Source organism: Methylobacterium brachiatum (assembly GCF_020523825.1).
Classification (GTDB): Bacteria; Pseudomonadota; Alphaproteobacteria; order Rhizobiales; family Beijerinckiaceae; genus Methylobacterium; species Methylobacterium brachiatum.
Window position 1 is genome coordinate 150,931 of the sequence record NZ_JAJALK010000004.1, and the last position, 19,683, is coordinate 170,613.

At 71.5% G+C, this 19,683-nt stretch carries 18 protein-coding genes; 7 read left to right on the forward strand and 11 right to left on the reverse strand.

Annotation, left to right across the window (positions count from 1 at the left end):
- Window positions 1–58 precede the first annotated feature (58 nt).
- Complete coding sequence (locus LGR69_RS10790) at window positions 59–1,657, forward strand: MFS transporter (RefSeq protein ID WP_230366007.1); 1,599 nt, start codon at window positions 59–61, stop codon at window positions 1,655–1,657.
- Here LGR69_RS10790 and LGR69_RS10795 read toward each other — a convergent pair.
- Window positions 1,545–2,447: a LysR family transcriptional regulator gene (locus LGR69_RS10795; protein ID WP_230366008.1), complete on the reverse strand. Its 903-nt coding sequence runs from the start codon at window positions 2,445–2,447 to the stop codon at window positions 1,545–1,547. The genes LGR69_RS10790 and LGR69_RS10795 overlap by 113 nt on opposite strands.
- A 96-nt stretch (window positions 2,448–2,543) precedes the next feature.
- Between LGR69_RS10795 and LGR69_RS10800 the strand changes: the two genes are divergently transcribed.
- Window positions 2,544–3,719, forward strand: a complete 1,176-nt coding sequence (locus LGR69_RS10800; protein ID WP_230366009.1) for an MFS transporter — start codon at window positions 2,544–2,546, stop codon at window positions 3,717–3,719.
- A gap of 167 nt (window positions 3,720–3,886) precedes the next feature.
- On the opposite strand, the gene LGR69_RS10805 is transcribed toward LGR69_RS10800, so the two are convergent.
- On the reverse strand, window positions 3,887–4,138 hold the full coding sequence (locus LGR69_RS10805; RefSeq protein ID WP_230366010.1) for a CCDC90 family protein: 252 nt from the start codon (window positions 4,136–4,138) through the stop codon (window positions 3,887–3,889).
- A 474-nt stretch (window positions 4,139–4,612) separates the two neighbouring features.
- On the opposite strand from LGR69_RS10805, the gene LGR69_RS10810 reads away from it, so the two are divergent.
- Both LGR69_RS10810 and LGR69_RS10815 read left to right on the forward strand, forming a co-directional pair.
- Window positions 4,613–6,073, forward strand: coding sequence for a L,D-transpeptidase family protein (locus LGR69_RS10810; protein WP_230366011.1), 1,461 nt, complete (start codon window positions 4,613–4,615; stop codon window positions 6,071–6,073).
- Window positions 6,074–6,134: 61 nt separating this feature from the next.
- The gene (locus tag LGR69_RS10815) at window positions 6,135–7,289 is read left to right on the forward strand and encodes a sensor histidine kinase (RefSeq protein WP_230366012.1); all 1,155 of its coding nucleotides are present in this window, start codon (window positions 6,135–6,137) and stop codon (window positions 7,287–7,289) included.
- A gap of 9 nt (window positions 7,290–7,298) precedes the next feature.
- Here LGR69_RS10815 and LGR69_RS10820 read toward each other — a convergent pair whose 3' ends face one another.
- Entirely contained in the window at window positions 7,299–7,472 is a 174-nt protein-coding gene (locus tag LGR69_RS10820) for a YqaE/Pmp3 family membrane protein (RefSeq protein WP_091863769.1), read from the reverse strand.
- A 316-nt stretch (window positions 7,473–7,788) separates the two neighbouring features.
- Between LGR69_RS10820 and LGR69_RS10825 the strand changes: the two genes are divergently transcribed.
- Window positions 7,789–8,085 carry a GIY-YIG nuclease family protein gene (locus tag LGR69_RS10825; RefSeq protein ID WP_230366013.1) on the forward strand — a complete coding sequence of 99 codons (297 nt, stop codon included), beginning with the start codon at window positions 7,789–7,791 and terminating at the stop codon, window positions 8,083–8,085.
- Between the two features lie 185 nt (window positions 8,086–8,270).
- Here the strand turns inward: LGR69_RS10825 and LGR69_RS10830 are convergent, their stop codons facing one another.
- The 8 genes from LGR69_RS10830 to LGR69_RS10865 form a co-directional block, all read right to left on the reverse strand.
- Window positions 8,271–9,857, reverse strand: coding sequence for a c-type cytochrome (locus tag LGR69_RS10830; RefSeq protein ID WP_230366014.1), 1,587 nt, complete (start codon window positions 9,855–9,857; stop codon window positions 8,271–8,273).
- A 22-nt stretch (window positions 9,858–9,879) separates the two neighbouring features.
- On the reverse strand, window positions 9,880–10,227 hold the full coding sequence (locus LGR69_RS10835) for a hypothetical protein (RefSeq protein WP_007560945.1): 348 nt from the start codon (window positions 10,225–10,227) through the stop codon (window positions 9,880–9,882).
- Window positions 10,227–10,727 carry a TspO/MBR family protein gene (locus LGR69_RS10840; RefSeq protein WP_007560943.1) on the reverse strand — a complete coding sequence of 167 codons (501 nt, stop codon included), beginning with the start codon at window positions 10,725–10,727 and terminating at the stop codon, window positions 10,227–10,229. The genes LGR69_RS10835 and LGR69_RS10840 overlap by 1 nt, the downstream gene beginning before the upstream one ends.
- Window positions 10,724–11,938, reverse strand: coding sequence for a geranylgeranyl diphosphate reductase (locus LGR69_RS10845; protein WP_230366015.1), 1,215 nt, complete (start codon window positions 11,936–11,938; stop codon window positions 10,724–10,726). Before LGR69_RS10845 ends, LGR69_RS10840 begins: the two co-directional genes overlap by 4 nt.
- Before the next feature lie 4 nt (window positions 11,939–11,942).
- Window positions 11,943–13,316: a BCD family MFS transporter gene (locus tag LGR69_RS10850; RefSeq protein WP_230366016.1), complete on the reverse strand. Its 1,374-nt coding sequence runs from the start codon at window positions 13,314–13,316 to the stop codon at window positions 11,943–11,945.
- 389 nt (window positions 13,317–13,705) lie between these two features.
- Window positions 13,706–14,590, reverse strand: coding sequence for a chlorophyll synthase ChlG (chlG, locus tag LGR69_RS10855; RefSeq protein WP_230366017.1), 885 nt, complete (start codon window positions 14,588–14,590; stop codon window positions 13,706–13,708).
- A gap of 600 nt (window positions 14,591–15,190) precedes the next feature.
- Window positions 15,191–16,636 carry a transcriptional regulator PpsR gene (ppsR, locus tag LGR69_RS10860; protein WP_007560935.1) on the reverse strand — a complete coding sequence of 482 codons (1,446 nt, stop codon included), beginning with the start codon at window positions 16,634–16,636 and terminating at the stop codon, window positions 15,191–15,193.
- Window positions 16,637–16,666: 30 nt separating this feature from the next.
- Window positions 16,667–17,578: a cobalamin B12-binding domain-containing protein gene (locus tag LGR69_RS10865; RefSeq protein ID WP_230366018.1), complete on the reverse strand. Its 912-nt coding sequence runs from the start codon at window positions 17,576–17,578 to the stop codon at window positions 16,667–16,669.
- A gap of 324 nt (window positions 17,579–17,902) precedes the next feature.
- Here LGR69_RS10865 and bchF point away from each other — a divergent pair, with 324 nt between their 5' ends.
- The gene (gene bchF, locus LGR69_RS10870; RefSeq protein ID WP_230366019.1) at window positions 17,903–18,409 is read left to right on the forward strand and encodes a 2-vinyl bacteriochlorophyllide hydratase; all 507 of its coding nucleotides are present in this window, start codon (window positions 17,903–17,905) and stop codon (window positions 18,407–18,409) included.
- Window positions 18,406–19,683: a ferredoxin:protochlorophyllide reductase (ATP-dependent) subunit N gene (locus LGR69_RS10875; RefSeq protein WP_370881358.1), complete on the forward strand. Its 1,278-nt coding sequence runs from the start codon at window positions 18,406–18,408 to the stop codon at window positions 19,681–19,683. The genes bchF and LGR69_RS10875 overlap by 4 nt, the downstream gene beginning before the upstream one ends.

Below are 19,683 nucleotides of genomic sequence, written 5' to 3' on the forward strand. Positions count from 1 at the left end.
ATTAACGGCGCCGGTTCCGCGAGCGAGGGTCCCGGCTCGTCCCGACCGGAGCCCGTCCATGCCCGACACCCCACATCCCGCCCCGACGGGCGACCCGCTGGTCCTGGCCGCGATCTGCCTCGCCGCCCTGATCCTGCCGCTCAGCTTTTCCGCCGGCGCGGTGGCGACGCCGTCCATCGGGCGCGAACTCGGCGGCTCGCCGGAGGCGCTGACCTGGATCACCAACGGCTTCATGCTGACCTTCGGCAGCCTGCTGATGGCGGCCGGGACCCTGGCCGACCGCTACGGCCGCAGGCTGGTCTTCACGGCGGGCGTGGCGACCGTCACCGGGTTTTCCCTGGCCCTGGGATTCGCCCCCGCGCTCTGGGTGATCGACCTGCTCCGGGCCGGGCAGGGAATCGGCGCCGCCGCAGCCCTGGCGGGCGGCACCGCAGCGCTCGCCCGGGAATTCGACGGCCATGCCCGCACCCGGGCCTTCAGCCTGCTCGGGACCACCTTCGGCGTCGGCCTAGCCTTCGGCCCGATCGTCACCGGCGTCCTGATCGCCGGCGCCGGCTGGCGCGCGATCTTCCTGGCCGGTGCGCTGGTGGGCGCGGCCGCGCTGGTGCTCGGGCCGCCGCGGATGCGCGAGACCCGCGACCCGCATGCGCGCAGCTTCGACTGGCCGGGGACGGTGAGCTTCACCGCGATGCTCACCGCCCTGACGGTGGCGGTGATCGAGGCACCGGGCTGCGGCTGGGACAGCCCGGCGCTGCTCGGGCTGCTCGCGGCCGCCGCGCTGCTCCTCGCAGCCTTCGTGATCATCGAGACCCGCGCCGCCCGGCCGATGCTCGACCTCCGCCTGTTCCGCTACCGGCGCTTCGTCGGCGTGCAGATGCTGCCGGTCGCGACCTGCGCGGGCTTCGTGGTGCTGCTGGTGCTCCTGCCCCTGCGCTTCATCGGCATCGAGGGCCGGAGCGAGATGGAGGCCGGGTTCCTGATGCTGGCGCTCTCGGCGCCGATGCTGGTCGTCCCGATGGCGGCCGCCGCCCTGGCCCGGCGCGTCCCGCCCGGCCTGCTTTCGGGCCTCGGCCTGCTGGTGGCGGCAATCGGCCTGGTCTGGCTCGGCTTCATCGCGATCGGCAGCCGCGCGGTTCTGGCGCCGATGCTGCTCATCGGCCTGGGCAGCGGCCTGCCCTGGGGCCTGATGGACGGCTTGTCGGTCGCCGTCGTGCCCCGGGAGCGCGCCGGCATGGCGGCGGGCATCTTCGGAACGGTCCGGGTCGCCGGGGAGGGCGTGGCGCTCGCCCTGGTCAGCGCGACGCTCGCCGGCCGCATCGCGGCGGAGCTGCGCCGGATCCCGGGCCTGCCCGACGCGTCCCGCGCACAGGCGGGCCAGCGCCTGGCGGTGGGGGATCCGGACGCCGCCCGGGCGCTGATGCCCGGCCTCGACGACGCCACCCTGACCCAGGCCTACCAGGCGGCCTTCACCACCCTGTGCTGGACCCTGGCCGCCCTCACAATCGCCTGCGCCGTAGCGGTGCTCGCGCTGCTCGCGGCGCCGCTCAACCCCCGCGCATCCGCTCCGCCAAAAAATCCACCAGCACCCGCACCCGGGCCGGCATGGCCGGTCCGCCCACGAACACCGCGTGGATCGCCTCGCGGTCCTGGGGATTGAACGGCTCCAGGAGCGGCACCAGCCGGCCGGCGGCGAGGTCGTCGGCGACGTGGAAGGTCCCGACCCGGGTGATGCCGACGCCGCCGAGCGCCAGCTGCACCAGGGTCTCGCCGTTATTGGCCGCGATCGTACCGCGCACCGGCAGGATGACGTCGCGCCCCGCTTCGCGGAACGGCCAGCCGGGCTCGCTTCGGCGGAAGGTGAAGTCCAGACAATTGTGGTCGGCGAGGTCGGCGGGCCGGCGCGGGGTCCCGGCCCGGGCGAGATAGGCGGGGGCGGCCACCACGGTCCGGCCGGTCTCGCCCAGCCGCCGGGCGGTGAGCGGGCTGTCGGCCAGGGGGCCGAACCGGATGCCGATATCGGCCCGGCCGCCGAGCACGTCGGCGATCTCGTCGCTCAGGTCGATCTCGACCACGATGCCGGGATGGCGGGCCACGAACGCCCCGAGCAGCGGCACGATCACCAGCCGGCCATGGGCGGTGGCAGCGCTGATCCGGACCCGCCCGCGCGGGCAGCCCCGGTCGGACAAAGCTGTCTCGGTCTCGTCGAGATCGGCCAGGATGCGCCGCGCCGCACGCCCGTAGGTCTCGCCTTCGGCGGTGAGGCGCAGGGTCCGGGTGGTCCGGACCAGGAGCTGCACGCCGAGCCGCGCCTCGATCCGGGCGACGATCCGGCTCACCGCCGAGGGTGTGAGCCCGAGCCGGCGCGCCGCCCCGGACAGGCTGCCGGCCTCCGCCACCGCCACGAACACCGCCATGTCCCCGGCGCGATCGGCCTTATCGCGCAGCATTCGTGCCTTCCCCGCACAGATCTTGGTCCCGCCGACGGACTACTCCCTGCGCGCCGAATCCGCCACGTGCGGGTCCGGAACAATTGGAGCCCCCTCATGGCGATCAATCCTCCCCTGCTGGCCCTGGCGATCGGCGCCTTCGGCATCGGCGTCACGGAATTCACCCCGATGGGCATGCTGCCGCTCATCGCCGGCGATCTGAAGACCTCGATTCCCGCGGCCGGCCTCGTGGTCAGCGCCTACGCGCTCGGCGTCCAGGTCGGGGCGCCGGTGATGACACTGGCCGCCGCGCGGGTGCCCCGGCGCCGGCTGCTGGTCGGGCTGATGGCGATCTTCACCCTCGGCAACCTGCTCGCGGCCGTCGCCGACAGCTACGTCATGCTGGTCGTCGCCCGGCTGGTCACGGCGCTGAACCACGGCGCGTTCTTCGGCATCGGCTCGGTGGTGGCGGCCGGGATCGTGCCGCCGGAGCGCCGGGCGGTCGCGGTCGCGTCGATGTTCTCGGGGCTGACGGTGGCGACGATCGGGGGCGTGCCGCTCGCCGCCTGGATCGGCGAGGTGCTCGGCTGGCGGGCGGCGTTCTGGGGCATCGCGGGCGTCGGCGTGGTCGCCATGCTGGCCCTGCGCCTCGCGCTGCCGGAGCTGAAGGTCGAGGCCCGGGACGATATGCGGGCCGAGTTGCGCGTGCTCGGGCGCGGCCCGGTGCTCGCCGCCCTGGCGCTCACGGTGGTCGGCGCCAGCGCGATGTTCACGGTGTTCACCTACATCGTGCCGATCCTGCGGACCGAGACCGGCGCGACGACGCCGTTCATCACCGCGATGCTGATGCTGTTCGGGGTCGGCCTGACAATCGGCAACTGGCTCGGCGGAAAGCTGGCCGACCGGTCGGTGGACGGCACGATCATCGGGTCGCTGGTAGGGCTGGTCGCGGTGCTCGCCCTGTTCGCCTGGGGCATGCGCCTGGAGGTCGGCGCGGCGCTGCTGATCCTGCTCTGGGGCGTGGCGAGCTTCGCCCTGGTGCCGCCCCTGCAGATGCGGGTGATGGAGAAGGCCGGCGGAGCGCCCAACCTCGCCTCCGCGATGAATATCGGCGCGTTCAACCTCGGCAACGCGATCGGGGCGGCCGTGGGCGGCGGCGTGATCGATGCCGGGCTCGGCTACACGACCGTGCCCCTCGCGGGCGCCGCCCTGGCGGCATTGGGCCTCGCATTCCTGCTGTGGCTGCGCCGGGACGGACGGGTGCGCGCCACCGCGGCGGCGAGCTGCGGATAATCTTTTCGGATCAGAGACCTGCAGCCATCTTTGAAGGTCCCGGATTCAAAAGGTCCGGGACCTTTTGCGGGTCCAGGGCAGAGCCCTGGGTCGAGCGAAGCTCGATGCCATCGGGGCTCCGCCCCGAGACCCCGCCAAAGGGCTGAGCCCTTTGGAAACCCGGTCCGTCAGTGCATGGTACGCGACAAAGCTACGATCGCGCCGACGATGACGATCGTCTGAAAGCCGATTGAGCCGATCACCCATTTCACGATGTCGAACTTGGCCTCGGCCAGATCGGTCTTCGTGACGAGGTTCGCGAGATCGGCATCGCGGCTCTCGCGGATCGCGCTGGTGATCGCCTCGGCCTGATCCTCGGACAGTCCGGAGGCCTTGAGCCAGCGGACCAGGGCATAGGTGTCGAGCGAGAGCGCCGTCATGGCCGACGCCAACCGGTTCCGGCCGCCGTGAGGCCTGGATCGATCCGGATACCGGTGCCCATCGCTCGCTGATTCCGCAGCCGTTGCCCGTCATCGAAAGCTGGCGATTTTACCGAACCGGCGCAAGCCGGCCGGTGCGGCGCGCGTCCCGTCATCGATAAGGCAGTCGGATCAATCACCCCGTCATTCCAGGGCCGCGAAGCGGCGCCCCGGAATGACGGAGTGGACGCGTGGGCGTCTGAACAGCCTGAGAATCCGTGGGGAAAGAATTTTCGTCGCCGCGGATCCGGCCCCAAAAGACCTTCTCCCGCAGGCCCGGCGGCATCGCCGTCCACCGGAGACTCCGGTGCAGTGTTGCACCCGGGCGCTTGCGGTAACAAAGGTGCAAGCTTAACGAGCCTATTGGGTTGGGGAGTGGCCCCCGATGTCGGCTATCAAAAGGCCGCCGGGGGCACGAAGACGACGAGGTTCCCCATGACGGCGCGTCTCGCGACTGCGCGACTGCTGGCGGCCGCTTCCCTGCTGGCCCTTGCTCTGGCCGGCTGCCAGGACGGCTCCGGGATCAGCGGCCCGACCGCGCGCAGCATCGCGCCGATCGCGCCCCAGACGCTGGCCCTGATGCAGACCAAGGGCATGCAGCAATCCGACCCGATCCTGATCCGCGCCTACAAGAAGGAAGCGGAGATGGAGGTCTGGAAGCGCGGCAGCGACGGGCGCTACGCCCTGCTGAAGACCTACCCGATCTGCCGCTGGTCCGGCCAGCTGGGCCCGAAGGTCCGCGAGGGCGACCGGCAGGCGCCGGAGGGGTTCTACACGATCACCCCGGGGCTGATGAACCCGAATTCCTCGTACTACCTCTCGTTCGACACCGGCTTCCCGAATGCCGTGGACCGGGCCAACGGCCGCACCGGCAAGTACCTGATGGTCCACGGTACCTGCTCGTCGGCGGGGTGCTTCGCCATGACCGACGCCACCATCGCGGAGATCTACGCGGTGGCGCGCGAGGCGTTCATCGGCGGGCAGCGCAGCTTCCAGTTCCAGTCCTACCCGTTCCGGATGACGGCCCAGAACATGGCCAAGTTCCGCAACGACCCGAACATGCCGTTCTGGCAGAACCTCAAGGAGGGCTCGGATTATTTCGAGGCCCTGCGTGAGGAGCCGAAGGTCGGCCAGTGCGGCACCAAATACGTGTTCGGCGGTTCGGACGCGGCGGCCGGCTCGTGCAAGCCGAAGGTCGACCCGGTCGTGGCCGAGAAGCGCGAGCGCGACGAACGCGAGGTCGCCGAGCTCGTCGCCAAGGGCACCCCGGCGGTGCGGGTCGTCTACCAGGATGGCGGCCAGAACCCGGTGTTCCGCCCGCAGAACAATGCCAGCGCCTTCGCGAGCCTCGGCGGCACCGAGACGGTGCTGCCCTACGACGCCAAGGAGTTCGGCCGGCACAACCTCGGCGATGTCAGCCGGCCCGAGACCCTGGCGGCCGGGCCGCAGGAGATCGAGATCGGACCGAAGGGCCAGCCGACCATGATGGCGGCCGCCGAGCCGGCGCCGTCCAAGGCCGCCGCCAAGCCCGTCCGGGGCCAGAAGCCAGCCGTCGCGACGCTCATGGCCAACCGGGCCGAGCCCGACCGGATCGAGACCACCGCGTCGGTCTCCGAGAAGCCGGCCCGGATCGCGGTCGCCGATGCCGACGGCGATCCGGCCAGCTACCAGAAGCTGCTCGGCTCGCTGTTCGACAAGGAGAAGCCCGCCCCCGCCACCCCGGCGGTGGATGCCGCCGTGGTGCCGGACGCGGCCAAGCCGGTGCAGGCCGCTGGGGCGGTCGCCCCGAAGGCGGCGGCCAAGCCGCACCCGGTGAAGACCGCGAAGGTCGAGACCAAGGCCGACGCGAAGCTCGCCCTGCGCAAGGGCGAGCCGGAGGCCAAGGCCAAGCCCTGATCGGCAGCCGGGGCCGGCGACCGGGATTTGGCAGGGGCGCTCTCCCGGCCTACGGTCACCCATGAACGACTTCCAGCCGGGCCTCGACGACACGGATGCGCGGCGGCTCGCGGAGCGTCACGTCGAGGCGATCCGCGAGCACGGGGGGATCTTCGTCGACGCGGTGCGGCTCACCCGCATGCCGATGATGGTCACGGACGCCGCCCTGCCGGGCAACCCGATCATCTTCGCCAACCAGGCCATGGTGGAGCTGTCGGGCTACGATCCCGAGGAATTGCTCGGGCAGGACCCGCATTTCATGAACGGGCCCGGGACCGACCCCGCGGCGATCCAGGATTATGTGGCGGCGATCCGCGAGAACCGCAGCGCGACCCTGGAGATCGAGCAGTACCGCAAGGACGGCACGCGCTACCGGGCGATGCTGTTCGCGAGCCCGCTGGATGACGGGCAGGGCAGCGTCACCAACCATTTCCTCTCGTACCTGGACATCACCCGGCGCTTCGACGCCGAGACGCGGCTGAAGGCGCTGGCCGCCGAGCTGGAGGAGCGCGTCGCCGAGCGGACCCGCACGCTGGAGGCGGCCAACGACCGGCTGACGAAGCTCGCGGCCGAGCGCGAGATGCTGCTGGTCGAGGTGAACCACCGGGCCAAGAACAGCCTGTCGATCGCCGGGGCCCTGCTGCGCCTCCAGGGACGACGCCACCCCGATCCGGCCGTGACGGCCCTGTTCGACGAGACCCAGGAGCAGCTCAACGCCATGGCGCGGGCGCATGATCTGCTGAGCCGGTCGGACCATGTCCAGCAGGTCGATGCCGGCCGCTACGTTACCGACCTGTGCACCGCGCTCACCGCGATGGCCGACGGTGACGACCGCATCCGCCTGGACGCGACCGTGGAGCCGGGGATCGCGATCAGCGCCGACACGGCGATCCCCCTCGGGCTGGCGCTCACCGAGCTCATCACCAACGCGATCAAGTACGCCTTTCCGTCCGGCCGCTCCGGCACGATCGCGGTCGGGCTCCGCCGGGACCGGCCGGGCTCGGTCGCGCTGGCGATCCGGGACGACGGGGTCGGGATGGCCGGCCCGCGCGAGGGCTCGCTGGGCTTCAGCCTGATCCGGTCCCTGGTTCAGCAGATCGACGGCGCGCTCGACATCCGCGGCGATGCCGGCGTGCGCGTGACCATCACCTTCCCGGATCTGCAGCCCGCCACCTGAGGCGGCCCGTCAGAGCAGCGGCCGCTCGCGGTTCATCAGCCAGAGGGCGTGGACCGTGCCGGGCAGCCAGCCCAGCACCCAGAGCAGGATGTTCAGCAGGAACTGGATGCCGAACCCGGTGGTGACGAGCACCGCCACCGGCGGGATGAAGATCGCAAGCAGGATACGGACGAGGCTGGACACGGGCACTCCGGGGCTCAGGGCCTGAGGGATCCCGGCTCAAACGAAGCTCGGCCTTGTCCGTTCCCGGGGGAGGGGTGCCGTGCGGCTCGTGCCACACCCTCTTCGTCATTCCGGGGCCGCGCAGCGGAGCCCGGAATCCAGATCCGCCGCGGCGTCCGAAAGAGTTCGGCGCGCGGCTGCTCGATCCTGCAATCGCGGAGTTTCTGGATTTCGGGCTCGCCTGCAGCGCCCCGGAATGACGGGGTGGGTGTCATTCAGGCTTGCGAGAAAATGGGCGATCTCGTCTGATCGACCCGTCATCGGAATCCGGCCGCGCATGGCCTACCATGTCTACATGCTCGCAAGCCGCCTGCACGGCACGCTGTATATCGGCGTCACCAACAACCTGGCCCGCCGGGTCCACGAGCATCGGAGCCGGCACAGCCCCAGCTTCACCGCGACCTACGGCGTGACGCGGCTCGTCTGGTACGAATCCTACGACCGCATCATCGAGGCGATCGAGCGCGAGAAGGCGCTGAAAAAGTGGCGCCGGAATTGGAAGATCCGGCTCATCGAGGAGATGAATCCGGATTGGTCGGACCTGTACGGTACGCTCGCCGGTTGGACCGGCTGACGCCGACGGCGCTTGTCGAATCCTCCCCGTCATTCCGGGGCGCCGCAGGCGAGCCCGGAATCCAGAACCGCCGCGGTTGTAGGACTCTCAGCCGCCGCGTTCCGACGGATTCGGATCACTCGGCGGCTCTGGATCTCGGGCTCCGCTGCGCGGCCCCGGGATGACCGAATTGATCCTCAAACAGATCAGTTCTTCGCCGGCGGCGTGGTCGCGCTGGGGACGTTCGCCGCCTGCTTCTCCGGGTTCTTCACCTGGCTGTAGGCGACGTTGGCGAAGGATCCGATCACCGCGGGCCAGCTCGGGTTGGCGTATTGCGGATCGTCGCGGCCGACCTTGCAGAAGGCGGTGGTCAGGGCGTTGACCAGGTCGTCGTCGTTGGCGCCCGTGTCGGCGGCCTTGATCTGCGGCACAAGGCGGACCAGGGTCGGCACGAAATCCTGCTGCTTCAGGCCGGTGAGGGTCGCCGCGACGCCGACCTTGTCGAAGGCCGCCTTCAGCGTGTCCTGCTCGATCTCGGCGCAGGGGGCGGTGCCGGCCAGCATGGTCTTGGTGGCGGCCCGGGCCTCGGAGGCCTTGTTGCCGGTCACCGGGGGCGCCTTGTTGCCCCAGGAATTGCGGATGTAGTCGGTGACGTTCTTGACCTCGACATCGGTCATCTGCTGGCCGATCGCGACCATCGGGGCGTAGCCGCTCTGGGCGGCCAGCCCGCCATAGATCACCCGCAGCACCGTCTCGGGCCCGTCCGACATCACCGACGTGTTGCCGGCCAGAGCCGGCACCGCGCCCTCGATGCCCTTGCCGTTCGGCTGGTGGCAGGAGGAGCAGTAGGTCAGGTAGGTCGAGGCGCCCGGCGCGTCGGCGGTGTCGAAGGCGGCGAGATCCTTGGGCTTGTAGGTCTGCTTGGCCGGGACCGTGCGCAGGTAGGCGACCATCGCCTTCAGGTCCTCCTCCTTCACCTTGGAGAGGGATTCCATGATGGTCTGGCGCATCGGGCCGGCGGCGACGCCGGGGCGGTCGCCCGGGGCGGTGCCGGTCTTGAGGTAGGTCACCACCTGCTCGTCGGTCCAGGCGCCGATGCCCTGGTGGCCGTCCGGGGTGATGTTGGGGGCGTACCATCCGTCGATCACGCCGCCGCCGAACCGGCCGGCGAAGCTCGAATTGCCGACGAGCTTGTTCTCGTTGTGGCACATGGCGCAGTGGCCGAGCCCCTCCACGAGATAGGCCCCGCGGTTCACCTCGGCGCTGGCATTCGGATCGGGCTTGAACCGCTCGTCGGTGAAGAAGGCCGTCCGCCAGGTCACGAGCGCGGTGCGGACGCTGAACGGGAACGGGATCTGGCTCTCCTGCCGCTTCTCGTTCACCGCCGGAACCGACTGGAGATAGGCCCAGATCGCCTTGGTGTCCTCATCGGTCACCTTCGTGAACCAGCCGAACGGGAAGGCCGGGTACAGGTAGCCGACATTCTTGCTGTAGCCGTGCCGGAACGCCTGATCGAAATCCTCGTAGCTCCAGTTGCCGAGCCCGGTCTCCTTGTCGGGGGTGAGGTTGGGGGTCATGATCACCCCGAACGGCATGTTGAGCGCGTAGTTGCCGGCCAGGAACTTGCCGCCCGGGGCGGTGTGGCAAGCGGCGCAATCGCCCATGGTCACGAGGTACTTGCCGCGCTCCACCGGGTCGGAACTGTCCTGCGCCAGGGCCGGGAACGCGAGCAGCAGGCCTGCCAGAATCGGGGCCGCGGCGCGGCCGGAGGAGAGGGCATTCGTGCGCTGCATGGCGACCGCTCCCGAGCCGTCTTTATAGGTTTTCCAGGGTGCTGGCCGAGAACGCGGCGCTTTGCGGCGTTGTTCCTGGCTGCAACGGGGTGCGGCGATGCGCCGTGGCGCCCGCCCGGAACCGAAATCCGAGATCGGTGAGGTGGGCCAGGAGGCCCGCCAACATCCAGCCGGCGACCACGGGCCAGCCGGCTCCGGTGAGGGCGGCGCGCAGAGCCAGCATCAGGGCCGCCCCGGAGACGAGGTTGGCCAGCAGCGCCGGCAGGGCCACGCCCCGGCGCCGCGCCAGCCAGGCCAGCAGCAGCGCCTCGGCAGCGACCAGCGCCAGGATCGCATCGACGATCCGGCCCGAGGCGAACAGGGCGTCCATCAGGCGAGCCCCCGGAACGGCGCATTGAGGCGCACGATCCGCAGGTTCAGGCAGGCGGCGACGCTGACCCAGGCGAGGTAGGGCAGGTTCATCAGCCCGGCCGCGGCGGAGACCCGGCCGGTGACCAGCACCAGCACGGCGATCGACAGCCACAGGGCGGCAACCTCGGCGAGCGCCCAGTCGGGCCGGCGGAACCGGAAGAAGAGCACGCTCCAGGCGATGTTGAGCACGCCGTTCACCGCGTAGGCGGCAACCAGCAGCAGCCGGGCGATGGGATCGGGATCGCCGTTCCAGGCCGTCACGGCCGCGATGGTGGTGAGCAGGAAGATCACGGTCCAGACCGGCCCGAAGGCCCAGTCCGGCGGCTTCCAGGCTGGGACGCGCAGGCGCCGGTACCAGGCATCCGTCCGGGTCGCGACCCCGCCGGCCACGGCCACCAGGATCGCCGCCACGGCCGCGACCGCGGGCGGCCCCCAGCCCTCGGAGCCCAAAAAGCTCACGGGGAGACCCAGCGGAACAGGTGGGCGAGGTCCTTGAAGAAGATCCGCGCGTGGGCGGCGGGCTTCGCGCGGACCAGCTCCTTGTTCATGTAGCTGTCCCAGGTGAGCTGCTGGACGTCCTTGTCCCGGCAGATCGACACGAACCGCTCGCGCAGGCCGTCGCTGCGGTACCAGACCCACTGCATCATCCCGAGGATCCAGAACACGCGGCCGTGCAGCTTCATGAAGCGGCGGCGGGCCAGAGCGAGCGCCCGGACATCGCCGGTGGCCAGGAAGCTCTTGGCCGCCTCCGCGGAGAGCTGGCCGCCCAGCATCGCGTAGTAGATGCCCTCGCCGGAGGCTGGGGCGACGACGCCCGCGGCATCGCCCGCCAGCAGCACGTCGCGGCCGTTGTCCCAGCGCTTGAGCGGCTTGAGCGGCAGAGGCGCGCCCTCCCGGCGGATCGTCTCGGCGCCGTCGAGGCCGGTGGCGACGCGGAGCGCCCGGATCGAGGAGCGCAGCGAGAAGCCCTTCTTCGCGCTGCCGGTGCCGATGCTCGCCGTCTCCCCGTGCGGGAAGATCCAGCTGTAGAAATCCGGCGAGTGCCGGCCCTGATAGTAGACGTCGCAGCGGGCGCCATCGACGGCGTCGCCGCCGGGCGCGTCCGCGGCCGGCACCCGGACGATCTCGTGATAGGCGAAGACCTGTTTCATCCGGTCGTGGCCCGGCACCTCGGCCCGGCCCACCGGCGAGCAGGCCCCGTCGGCGCCGATCACCAGCCGCGCCCGGACCGCGTGGCGGGCCTGCGCCTCGCCCTTGCCGGTGGTGAAATGGACCAGCGGCAGGCCGTCATCCGGCCGCGTGATCTTGTCGAAGGCCGCCTCGCGCAGGTCGGCGCCGGCCTGCTGAGCCCGGACGCGCAGCCACGGGTCGAAATCCTGGCGGTCGACCATGCCGACGAAGCCCTCGCCCACCGGCATGTCCACGGCCTTGCCGCTCGGCGCCACCATCCGGGCGGAGCGGATCTTGGCGACCAGCAGGGAATCGGGAATCGCGAAGTCGCGGATCAGCCGGGGCGGGATCGCGCCGCCGCAGGGCTTGATCCGGCCGGGCTTGTCGAGGAGCAGCACCGCATGCCCGGCCCGGGCCAGCTCGGTCGCTGCCGTGGCCCCCGCGGGCCCGCCGCCGACCACGACGACGTCGTAGGACGCATCACCATGCAACCGAGCCATCGCGTCACCTCGCGCCGAGGATGGGACTGAGCGGGACGGAACCGCGGCCCGGGGCCCGGACGGGCTCGAGCCGCAGGGCCAGCACCACCGCGACGAGGAACAGGATTCCCTCGGCGGCGAAGACGGCGGCGTAGGCCTGGATCGGCTCGGCCGTGATGAGCCGCACCGCGTCCACGGCGGCGGCGCCCAGGAAGCCGCCGGCCCCGAAGGCGATGCCCTGGGCCGCGCCCCAGACGCCCATGCGGGTGCCCCGCTCCCGTGCGTCGCCGCGGCCGGCGAGCGCCATCATCGAGCCGATGGCGGCGACCGCGTAGGCGCCGTTGGCGACCCCCAGCGCGAACACCACCGGGCGCAGGGGCAGGAGGTCGCCGCCGGCGGCCAGCGCGAACAGGGCGGCGGCCGAGCCGGCGCAGCCGAGCGCGATCCAGAGCCGGAGGGAGGCGAGGGGGGTGCCGCGGGCGACGAGCGTCACGCCGGCGACCAGCAGCATCCCGGCGAGCACCCCGCCATGCTGCAGCCCGGCGAGCTTGGTGGTGGCCCCGGGACTCATGGCGAAGGTCAGCCCGGCATAGGGCTCCAGGATCAGCTCCTGGGCGCTGTAGGCCAGCATCGAGACGAAGACGAAGATCGTGAAGGTCCGGGCCACGGGATCGGCGAGCACATGGCCCAGCACCGTGAAGAACGGTTTTTTGGCCGCCTCGGGCTCCGGCGCCCGCACCGGCAGGCGCCGCTCGACGCCGGCCAGCGCCAGCACCGCCACCGTGAAGGCGATGGCCGAGACCGAGCCGGAGACCGCGACGAGGCGCAGGCCCGAGAACGGATCCAGGAAGTGGCCGGCCAGCGGCGCCGTCAGGGCGAAGCCCAGGATCATCATCACCCAGACGATGGTGGCGGCCGCCCCCCGCCGGGCCGGCGCGACGCCCCCCGAGAGCAGCACCAGCAGGGAAGTCCCGGCCGCCCCGGCGCCGATCCCGACGCACAGGAATGACAGGGCCGCCAGGGCGAGGCCGAGCGCGAGATCGGTGGCGGCGAGCGCCGTGCCGCAGGCCGCCCCGAACCCGCCGAGGCAGAGGGCGGCCATCCCGCCGACGATCCAGGGCGTGCGCATCCCGCTCCGGTCCGAGCCGTAACCCCAGCGCGGGCGCAGCACCTGCGCGGCGTAGTGCAGGGCGACCAGGAACCCCGGTACCAGGGCGGGGAGCGCCAGCTCCACCACCATCACCCGGTTGAGGGTGGCGGTCATCAGCACGACGACGCTGCCCAACGCGGTCTGGACCAGGCCGAGGCGGACGATCTGGGGCCAGCCGAGGCCGTCTTCGGGCACGGCGTCGCTTCTCCCTCCCTCCCTCCCGATCTCGGGCTTGCCCGAGATCGGCATCCCGCCTGCCCAAGTCGGGCAAGCCCGACTTGGGTTGGGGGAGGGTGGCCCCCGAAGGGAGTCGGGAGAAGGGAGCGCCGCATCCTGACAGGTCGCGACAGGCGTGAAATCCTGCACCGGCGCGCTGCCCCTCTCCCGACCCTCGCTGACGCGAGGCCCACCCTCCCCCGCAGAGGGGGGAGGGGGAGGCGCGTGGGTCGGCCCGGTGCTCTCATCGAGCGCCGAAACCGCGACACGCCCCCTCTCCCGTGCGGGAGAGGGTTGGGGTGAGGGGTGCGACCGATCCGGAAAAACCTGTCCCCTCACCCTGTCCCTCTCCCGCTCGGGAGAGGGGCCCCGCGACGCATCCGTCAACGAAGCGAAAGCCGCACGCGGATCGGAAGGAGTCATCACGCCCCTCCCACCAGCGGCCGCAGCGCGAAGGCGGCGACCAGCATGCCGAGCACGTAGAGGGTCGTGCCGGTGCCGTTATACCAGGCCGCCCGCTCGCGCGGGCTCTTCAGGAACCGGGCCATCAGGGCGACCTGGCCGGCGAGCAGGGCCGCCACCAGGGCGGCGTGGCCCTCGCGCTCCCAGGCGAGCAGCAGGGCGATCACCACGACCTGCGGCACGGCCATGACCAGGCAGGCGAAGCGGGCGGCCCGGTCGGTGCCCATCTGGACCGGCAGGGACAGGAGCCCCATCCGCCGGTCACCCTCCACGGACTTGAAGTCGTTGAGCGTCATGATCCCGTGGGCGCCAATGGAATAGAGCAGGGCGACGAGCAGCACCCGCCGGTCGGGCAGGGCGGCGGCCATCACGGCGGCGCCGGTGAACCAGGGCAGGCCCTCGTAGCAGAGCCCGACCGCGGCATTCCCCCACCACCCGTTTTTCTTGAGACGCAACGGCGGGGCGGAATAGATCCAGGCGAGCACCAGCCCGAACAGGGCGGCCCCGAGGATCCACGGCCCGAGCGCGGCAGCGACCAGCAGCGACAGCAGCGTCCAGCCGAGGGCCAGGTAGAGGCCCCAGCGCCCGGGGATCCGCCCGGAGGGAATCGGCCGGCCCGGCTCGTTGATCGCGTCGACATGCCGGTCGAACCAGTCGTTGGCCGCCTGGCTGGTGGCGCAGACCAGCGGCCCGGCGAGCAGGACGCCCGCGGCGATCACCGGCCATTGCCCGTGGGCCGGCTGCCCGGACGAGATCACCCCGCAGGCGAACGCCCACATCGGCGCGAACCAAGTGATCGGCTTGAGAAGCTCGACAACGGCGCTCGGGGCGGGCGTGGTAGCCATCCCGGCACGCTACCGGGGCGACGGGGCGTGTCAAGCTGGATTTACACTTCGCGGCAAAATGTCGATCCGGCTTGGCGAACAAAGCGCCCCAGCATGCCGACGAATACAAAATCCAACACCGGCTTTGGCCGGACACGATCGTGTCAAGGGATGGTCGATTCGTCGAAGGGTAGAAGTTCTTAAACTTAGCCTTCGAAGAGTCTGCCCAGGTTCGCCGCAGCAACTCTTCGACGAGTCGCACGGGCGATCCCGCCCTCACGGTCGCGTCTGCGCCGGATCGGTGCGGATGCGCCGACGCCATCCGGCCCACGGGCTCTGCCCCGATCGGGCGCCGCCCGCCGCCTGCTGCGCTACGCTCGCAATGACCGTGGGATTTGCGGCGGCCCGCCCGGGCGTCCCGATCGCACCCGCATCCCGATAGGCTGCGCAGCCGCCGCATAGGACCCCTCAGCCGGCCGCGCGATCCCTGGACGACTCCTTCGAGGCCTACGCTACGCTCGGGCGCACAGGATGAGGGAATGGGCTGGCAATCCCGCCCATCCCCTCGTCGCCACGGCCCAAGCCAGGCTGAAGACCCCGCATCCTGAACCGCAGCAGGAATCAATCGTCTTCGCCGGGGGCGTCGAGGTCGCCGACGCCGTAGCGGCGCATCTTGGCGTAGAGGCCCTGGCGGCTCAGGCCGAGCATCTCGGCCGCGGAGGCGCGGTTGTCCCGGGTGATCCGCAGGGCCGCCTCGATGCAGAGCTTCTCGATCAGGTCCGTGGTCTCGCGGACCAGGGTCTTCATCGAGACCCGGCCGACCAGCTCGGCCATCTGCTCCACCGAGCGCGGCACGTCGCGGCTGCCGGCGAGCCGGCCCTCGGGGATCCGCCGGGGCGCGGAGCGGATCGCGAAGCCGAGGCAGGGCCGGGACCCCGGCACCGAGACGGCCGCGACCTCGACATCCTCGACGCCGCCATAAGTCCCCCGGATCACCGTGGCGAAGCGGCGGACCGAGCCGTGATCGACCAGGCTGGCGAACAGGGCCTGGGCCTCGGTATCCTCGCGGCCGAGCCACTGGTCGAGGGGCCGGCCCCGGGCCTGGCCCTCCGTGGCGAGCTGCGCCAGTTCCAGGAAGGCGGCGTTGGCCATCAGCACCCGGCGGTTGGAATCGGTGACCACGAAGCCCTCGGGCATCGCCTCGATCACCGCCCGGGTCGGGGCCTCCTGGTCGGGGCTCGCCTCGGCGGCGGCCGGATCGGCCACAAGCCGCATCAGCGCGCTCGGGCCGCCCTCGCCGCGGAACAGCGAGACCGAGACCGTCACCTCGCCGCGCCCATGCGGCAGGGTCGCGCGCACCTCCCCGGCCTGGCCGGTCGCCCGCAGGGCGGCGAATTGGGCCTCCAGCGAGCGGGCGCTGCCGGCCTCGAACAGGTCCACGGCGTCCTGGCCGGCGAGCCGTTTGGCCGGGCGGCCGAGCAGGCGCGCGGCGGCGGGGTTCGCCTCGACGACCCGGCGGGTTCCGGCATCAACGACCAGAACCGGCTCGCCGGAGATCTGGAATAGCAGCCGGTAGCGGGTCTCTGAGGCGCGCAGGCGGTCGTAGTCGCGCTCCAGGGCCTGCTGGGCATCGGTGAGCCGGCGCTGGAGCGCGGCCACCGCGCGCATGTCGCGGCCGAGGATGAGGATCGGCCCGCCCTCCACGGAGCGGAGCGAGGCGTAGCGGATCGGCAGGTCGATGCCGCTGGGGGAGGGGTGGTTGATCTGCCGCCAGCGGGTGATGCCGCCGGTCTGGGCGTCGCGCAGCAGCGCGTCCACCTTCGGCCGGCTCTCGACCGTCACGGTGTCGATCCAGCGCCGGCCCAGCCAGCCGGGGATGTTCTCCGCTTCCAGATCGGCCGCCGCGGTGGCGTCCCGGATCACCCCGTCGGCATCGACCACGAGGGACAGATCGGCCGAGGCCGCGACCAGACGTCCGACCGCCTCTCCATCGAGGTGGCCGGCCACCTGGAGCAGCGCCGCAGGGGGCGGCTGCGGGGTGGGGTGAGGCTGGGGCGTCACGGTCACCGTAATGTGATGGTTGTACTTTGGACCCTTTCAGCAGGCCAGGGCGCGTCTGTCCAGCAACGCTTCGGCGGTGGCCGGCGCCAGGCACCCGTCCGGTGCACAGGCATCGGCGCCGACGATGCCCGCCTCGCCGCCGTAGCGGGCGAAATACGGACCGCCGACGATCACCCGGACCTCGGGATTGCTGGAGGCTTGCCGGACATCCGCCACGGTGACGGTCAGGGCGGGCAGGAACACGTCGCAGGACAGCGACAGCCCGACCACGTCGAACCACTCGGTGCGCAGCAGGTTCAGAGGATCGACCCCAGGCCCGGGGACCGCGGTGGTCACGTCCCAGCCGGCCTCGCGGAAGAAGCTCGCGACGATCGACAGGCCGAAATGATGGGTCTCGCCGGGGCAGGGCAGCAGCAGCACGCTGCGGCCGTTGGCCGGCACCGACTCGTCCTCGAGCTGCGCGCAGAGGCGCCGGCTCACCGCCTGCAGCCGGCCCAGCGCCTCGGTCACGGCGAGGAAGTCGCAGACATCGTCCTCCCAGAGCTCGCCGAGGTGGCGCGCCGCCGGGGCGAGCAGGTCGAGGAGCAGGCGCGGCAGGGGCAGCCCGCCCTCGCGCAGGGCAGAAACCTGGCCGTCGAGGTCGATCGGCCCGGGGGCGAGCAGGAGGGCGCTGAAGGCCGCGATCTCGTCCGGGCTCGGCGCCCGGTCGGCCTGGGCGCGGCGGCCGGCAGGCCGGTGGGCCAGCATCAGCCGGGGCAGGATCTCCGCCTCGACCAGGCGGGCCAGCGCGTCCGGCACCGCCTTGTCGTCCGCGGTGGGGCGCGGGATGGATTGGTGGCGCACCCGCGGGCCGTCCGCGAAGGACGACCGCCCGTCGCTCATCGTGCCGCAGCCGCCGGCGACCGGCCCAGGATCCAGACGCTCACCGAAATGCCTCCAGTCTCCCATCGGCATCCCTCCCAGAAGCGGCCCCGGCCCGGATGGACCGGCGGTTCCGCATGCGCGTCGAGCACGGCGTTGTCCGCCTGTCTTCTCACGTCTTCGTCGTCGTCGATCCTCGGATCAAACCAGCCAAGCTACGAAAGCCCCAACCAGCGTTCGGAACGATACCCGAGCCGCCGATCTTGGCAATGACTTGGAACAAAGAAAATAAGCCAAACCGCATGTCATCTCAAAGAAGCGTCAAGCGCACTTGACACTTTTGGGGATGCGGCCCTAGCCTCTGCCAACGACGACGTCCCAGGACGACGCCGAGAGCAGGGGAGCGGATGCATGGGTCCCGGGGACCGGCCAGCACGACCGCTCTACACGGCCGCCGAGCGCCTGCGGCGCGACGCCTCGCCCTGGACCCTGGTGCAGGGCGTGCTGGCCCCGGTGCAATTCGCGATCTTCCTGGTGAGTCTCGCCCTGGTGTTGCGGGCGCTCGCCGCCGGGCAGGGCCAGCTGGCCGCCGAAGCATCCGTGGTGGCGAAGACCCTGGCGCTCTACGCGATCATGGTCACGGGCTCGATCTGGGAGAAGGCGGTGTTCGGCCGCTGGCTGTTCGCCCCGGCCTTCTACTGGGAGGACATGGTCAGCATGCTGGTGCTGGCCCTGCACACCGCTTACCTCGCGGCGCTCGCCACCGGCGCCCTCGGCGCTCAGGCCCTGCTGATCCTCGCGCTGGCGGCCTACGCGACCTACCTGGTCAATGCCGGGCAGTTCCTGCTGAAGCTCCGGTCCGCCCGCCTGGAAGGCGCCGGCACAGGCCAGCCGCAACTCGCGGAGGCCCTGTCGTGAACGCGCCCGTCCCGCCCCCGGTGGCCGCGTGCGGCGCCATCGACCTTCATCAGGAGCACGGCCAGCGCGCGGTGTTCTGCGGGCTCACCGGCATCGTCTGGCTGCACCGGAAGATCCAGGACGCCTTCTTCCTGGTGGTCGGCTCGCGCACCTGCGCCCACCTGATCCAGTCGGCCGCCGGGGTGATGATCTTCGCCGAGCCGCGCTTCGCCACCGCGATCATCGACGAGCGCGACCTGGCCGGGATCGCGGACGCCAACGAGGAACTCGACCGGGTCGTCACCCGGCTGATCGAGCGGCGGCCGGACATCAAGCTCCTGTTCCTCGTCGGCTCCTGCCCGTCCGAGGTGATCAAGCTCGACCTGTCCCGGGCGGCCCAGCGCCTGTCGGGGCGCCTCGCGCCGGTGCGGGTGCTGAACTATTCCGGCTCCGGCATCGAGACGACCTTCACGCAGGGCGAGGATGCCTGCCTGGCCGCCCTGGTGCCGGAACTGCCGCGGGCGACGGCCGAGGAAGCGCCGTCGCTGCTGATCGTCGGCGCGCTGGCCGACGTGGTCGAGGACCAGTTTCTCCGGATCTTGTCCGCGATGGGGATCGCCGACGTCCGGTTCCTCCCGGCCCGCCGGGCCGGCGCGATGCCGGCGGTCGGGCGCAATACCCGATACCTGCTGGCCCAGCCGTTCCTCGCCGACACCGCCCGGGCGCTGGACGAGCGCGGCGCGCGCCGGCTCGCCGCGCCGTTTCCGCTCGGCGCCGAAGGCACCACCGGCTGGCTGCGCGCGGCTGCCGAGGCCTTCGGGATCGACGACGCGACCTTCGCGGCGGCGACCGCGGCCGGGCGCGCCCGGGCCGAGACCGCGCTCGCACCGCATCGCGACAAGCTCGGCGGCAAGCGGGTGTTCTTCTTCCCCGATTCGCAGCTCGAAGTGCCGCTCGCGCGGTTCCTCGCCCGCGAGCTCGGCGTGGCGCTGGTCGAGATCGGGACGCCCTACCTGCACCGGGCGCATCTGGCGGCCGAGATCGAGTGGCTGCCCGCCGGCACCCGCGTCACCGAGGGCCAGAGCCTCGACGACCAGATGGATCGCTGCCGGGCGGCGCGGCCGGACCTCACGGTCTGCGGCCTCGGCCTCGCCAACCCGCTGGAGGCCGAGGGCCTCTCGACCAAGTGGTCGATCGAGCTGCTGTTCACCCCGGTCCAGGGCTACGAGCAGGCCGGCGACCTCGCCGAATTGTTCGCGCGCCCGCTCCGGCGCCGCGCGCTGCTGGAGGTGTAG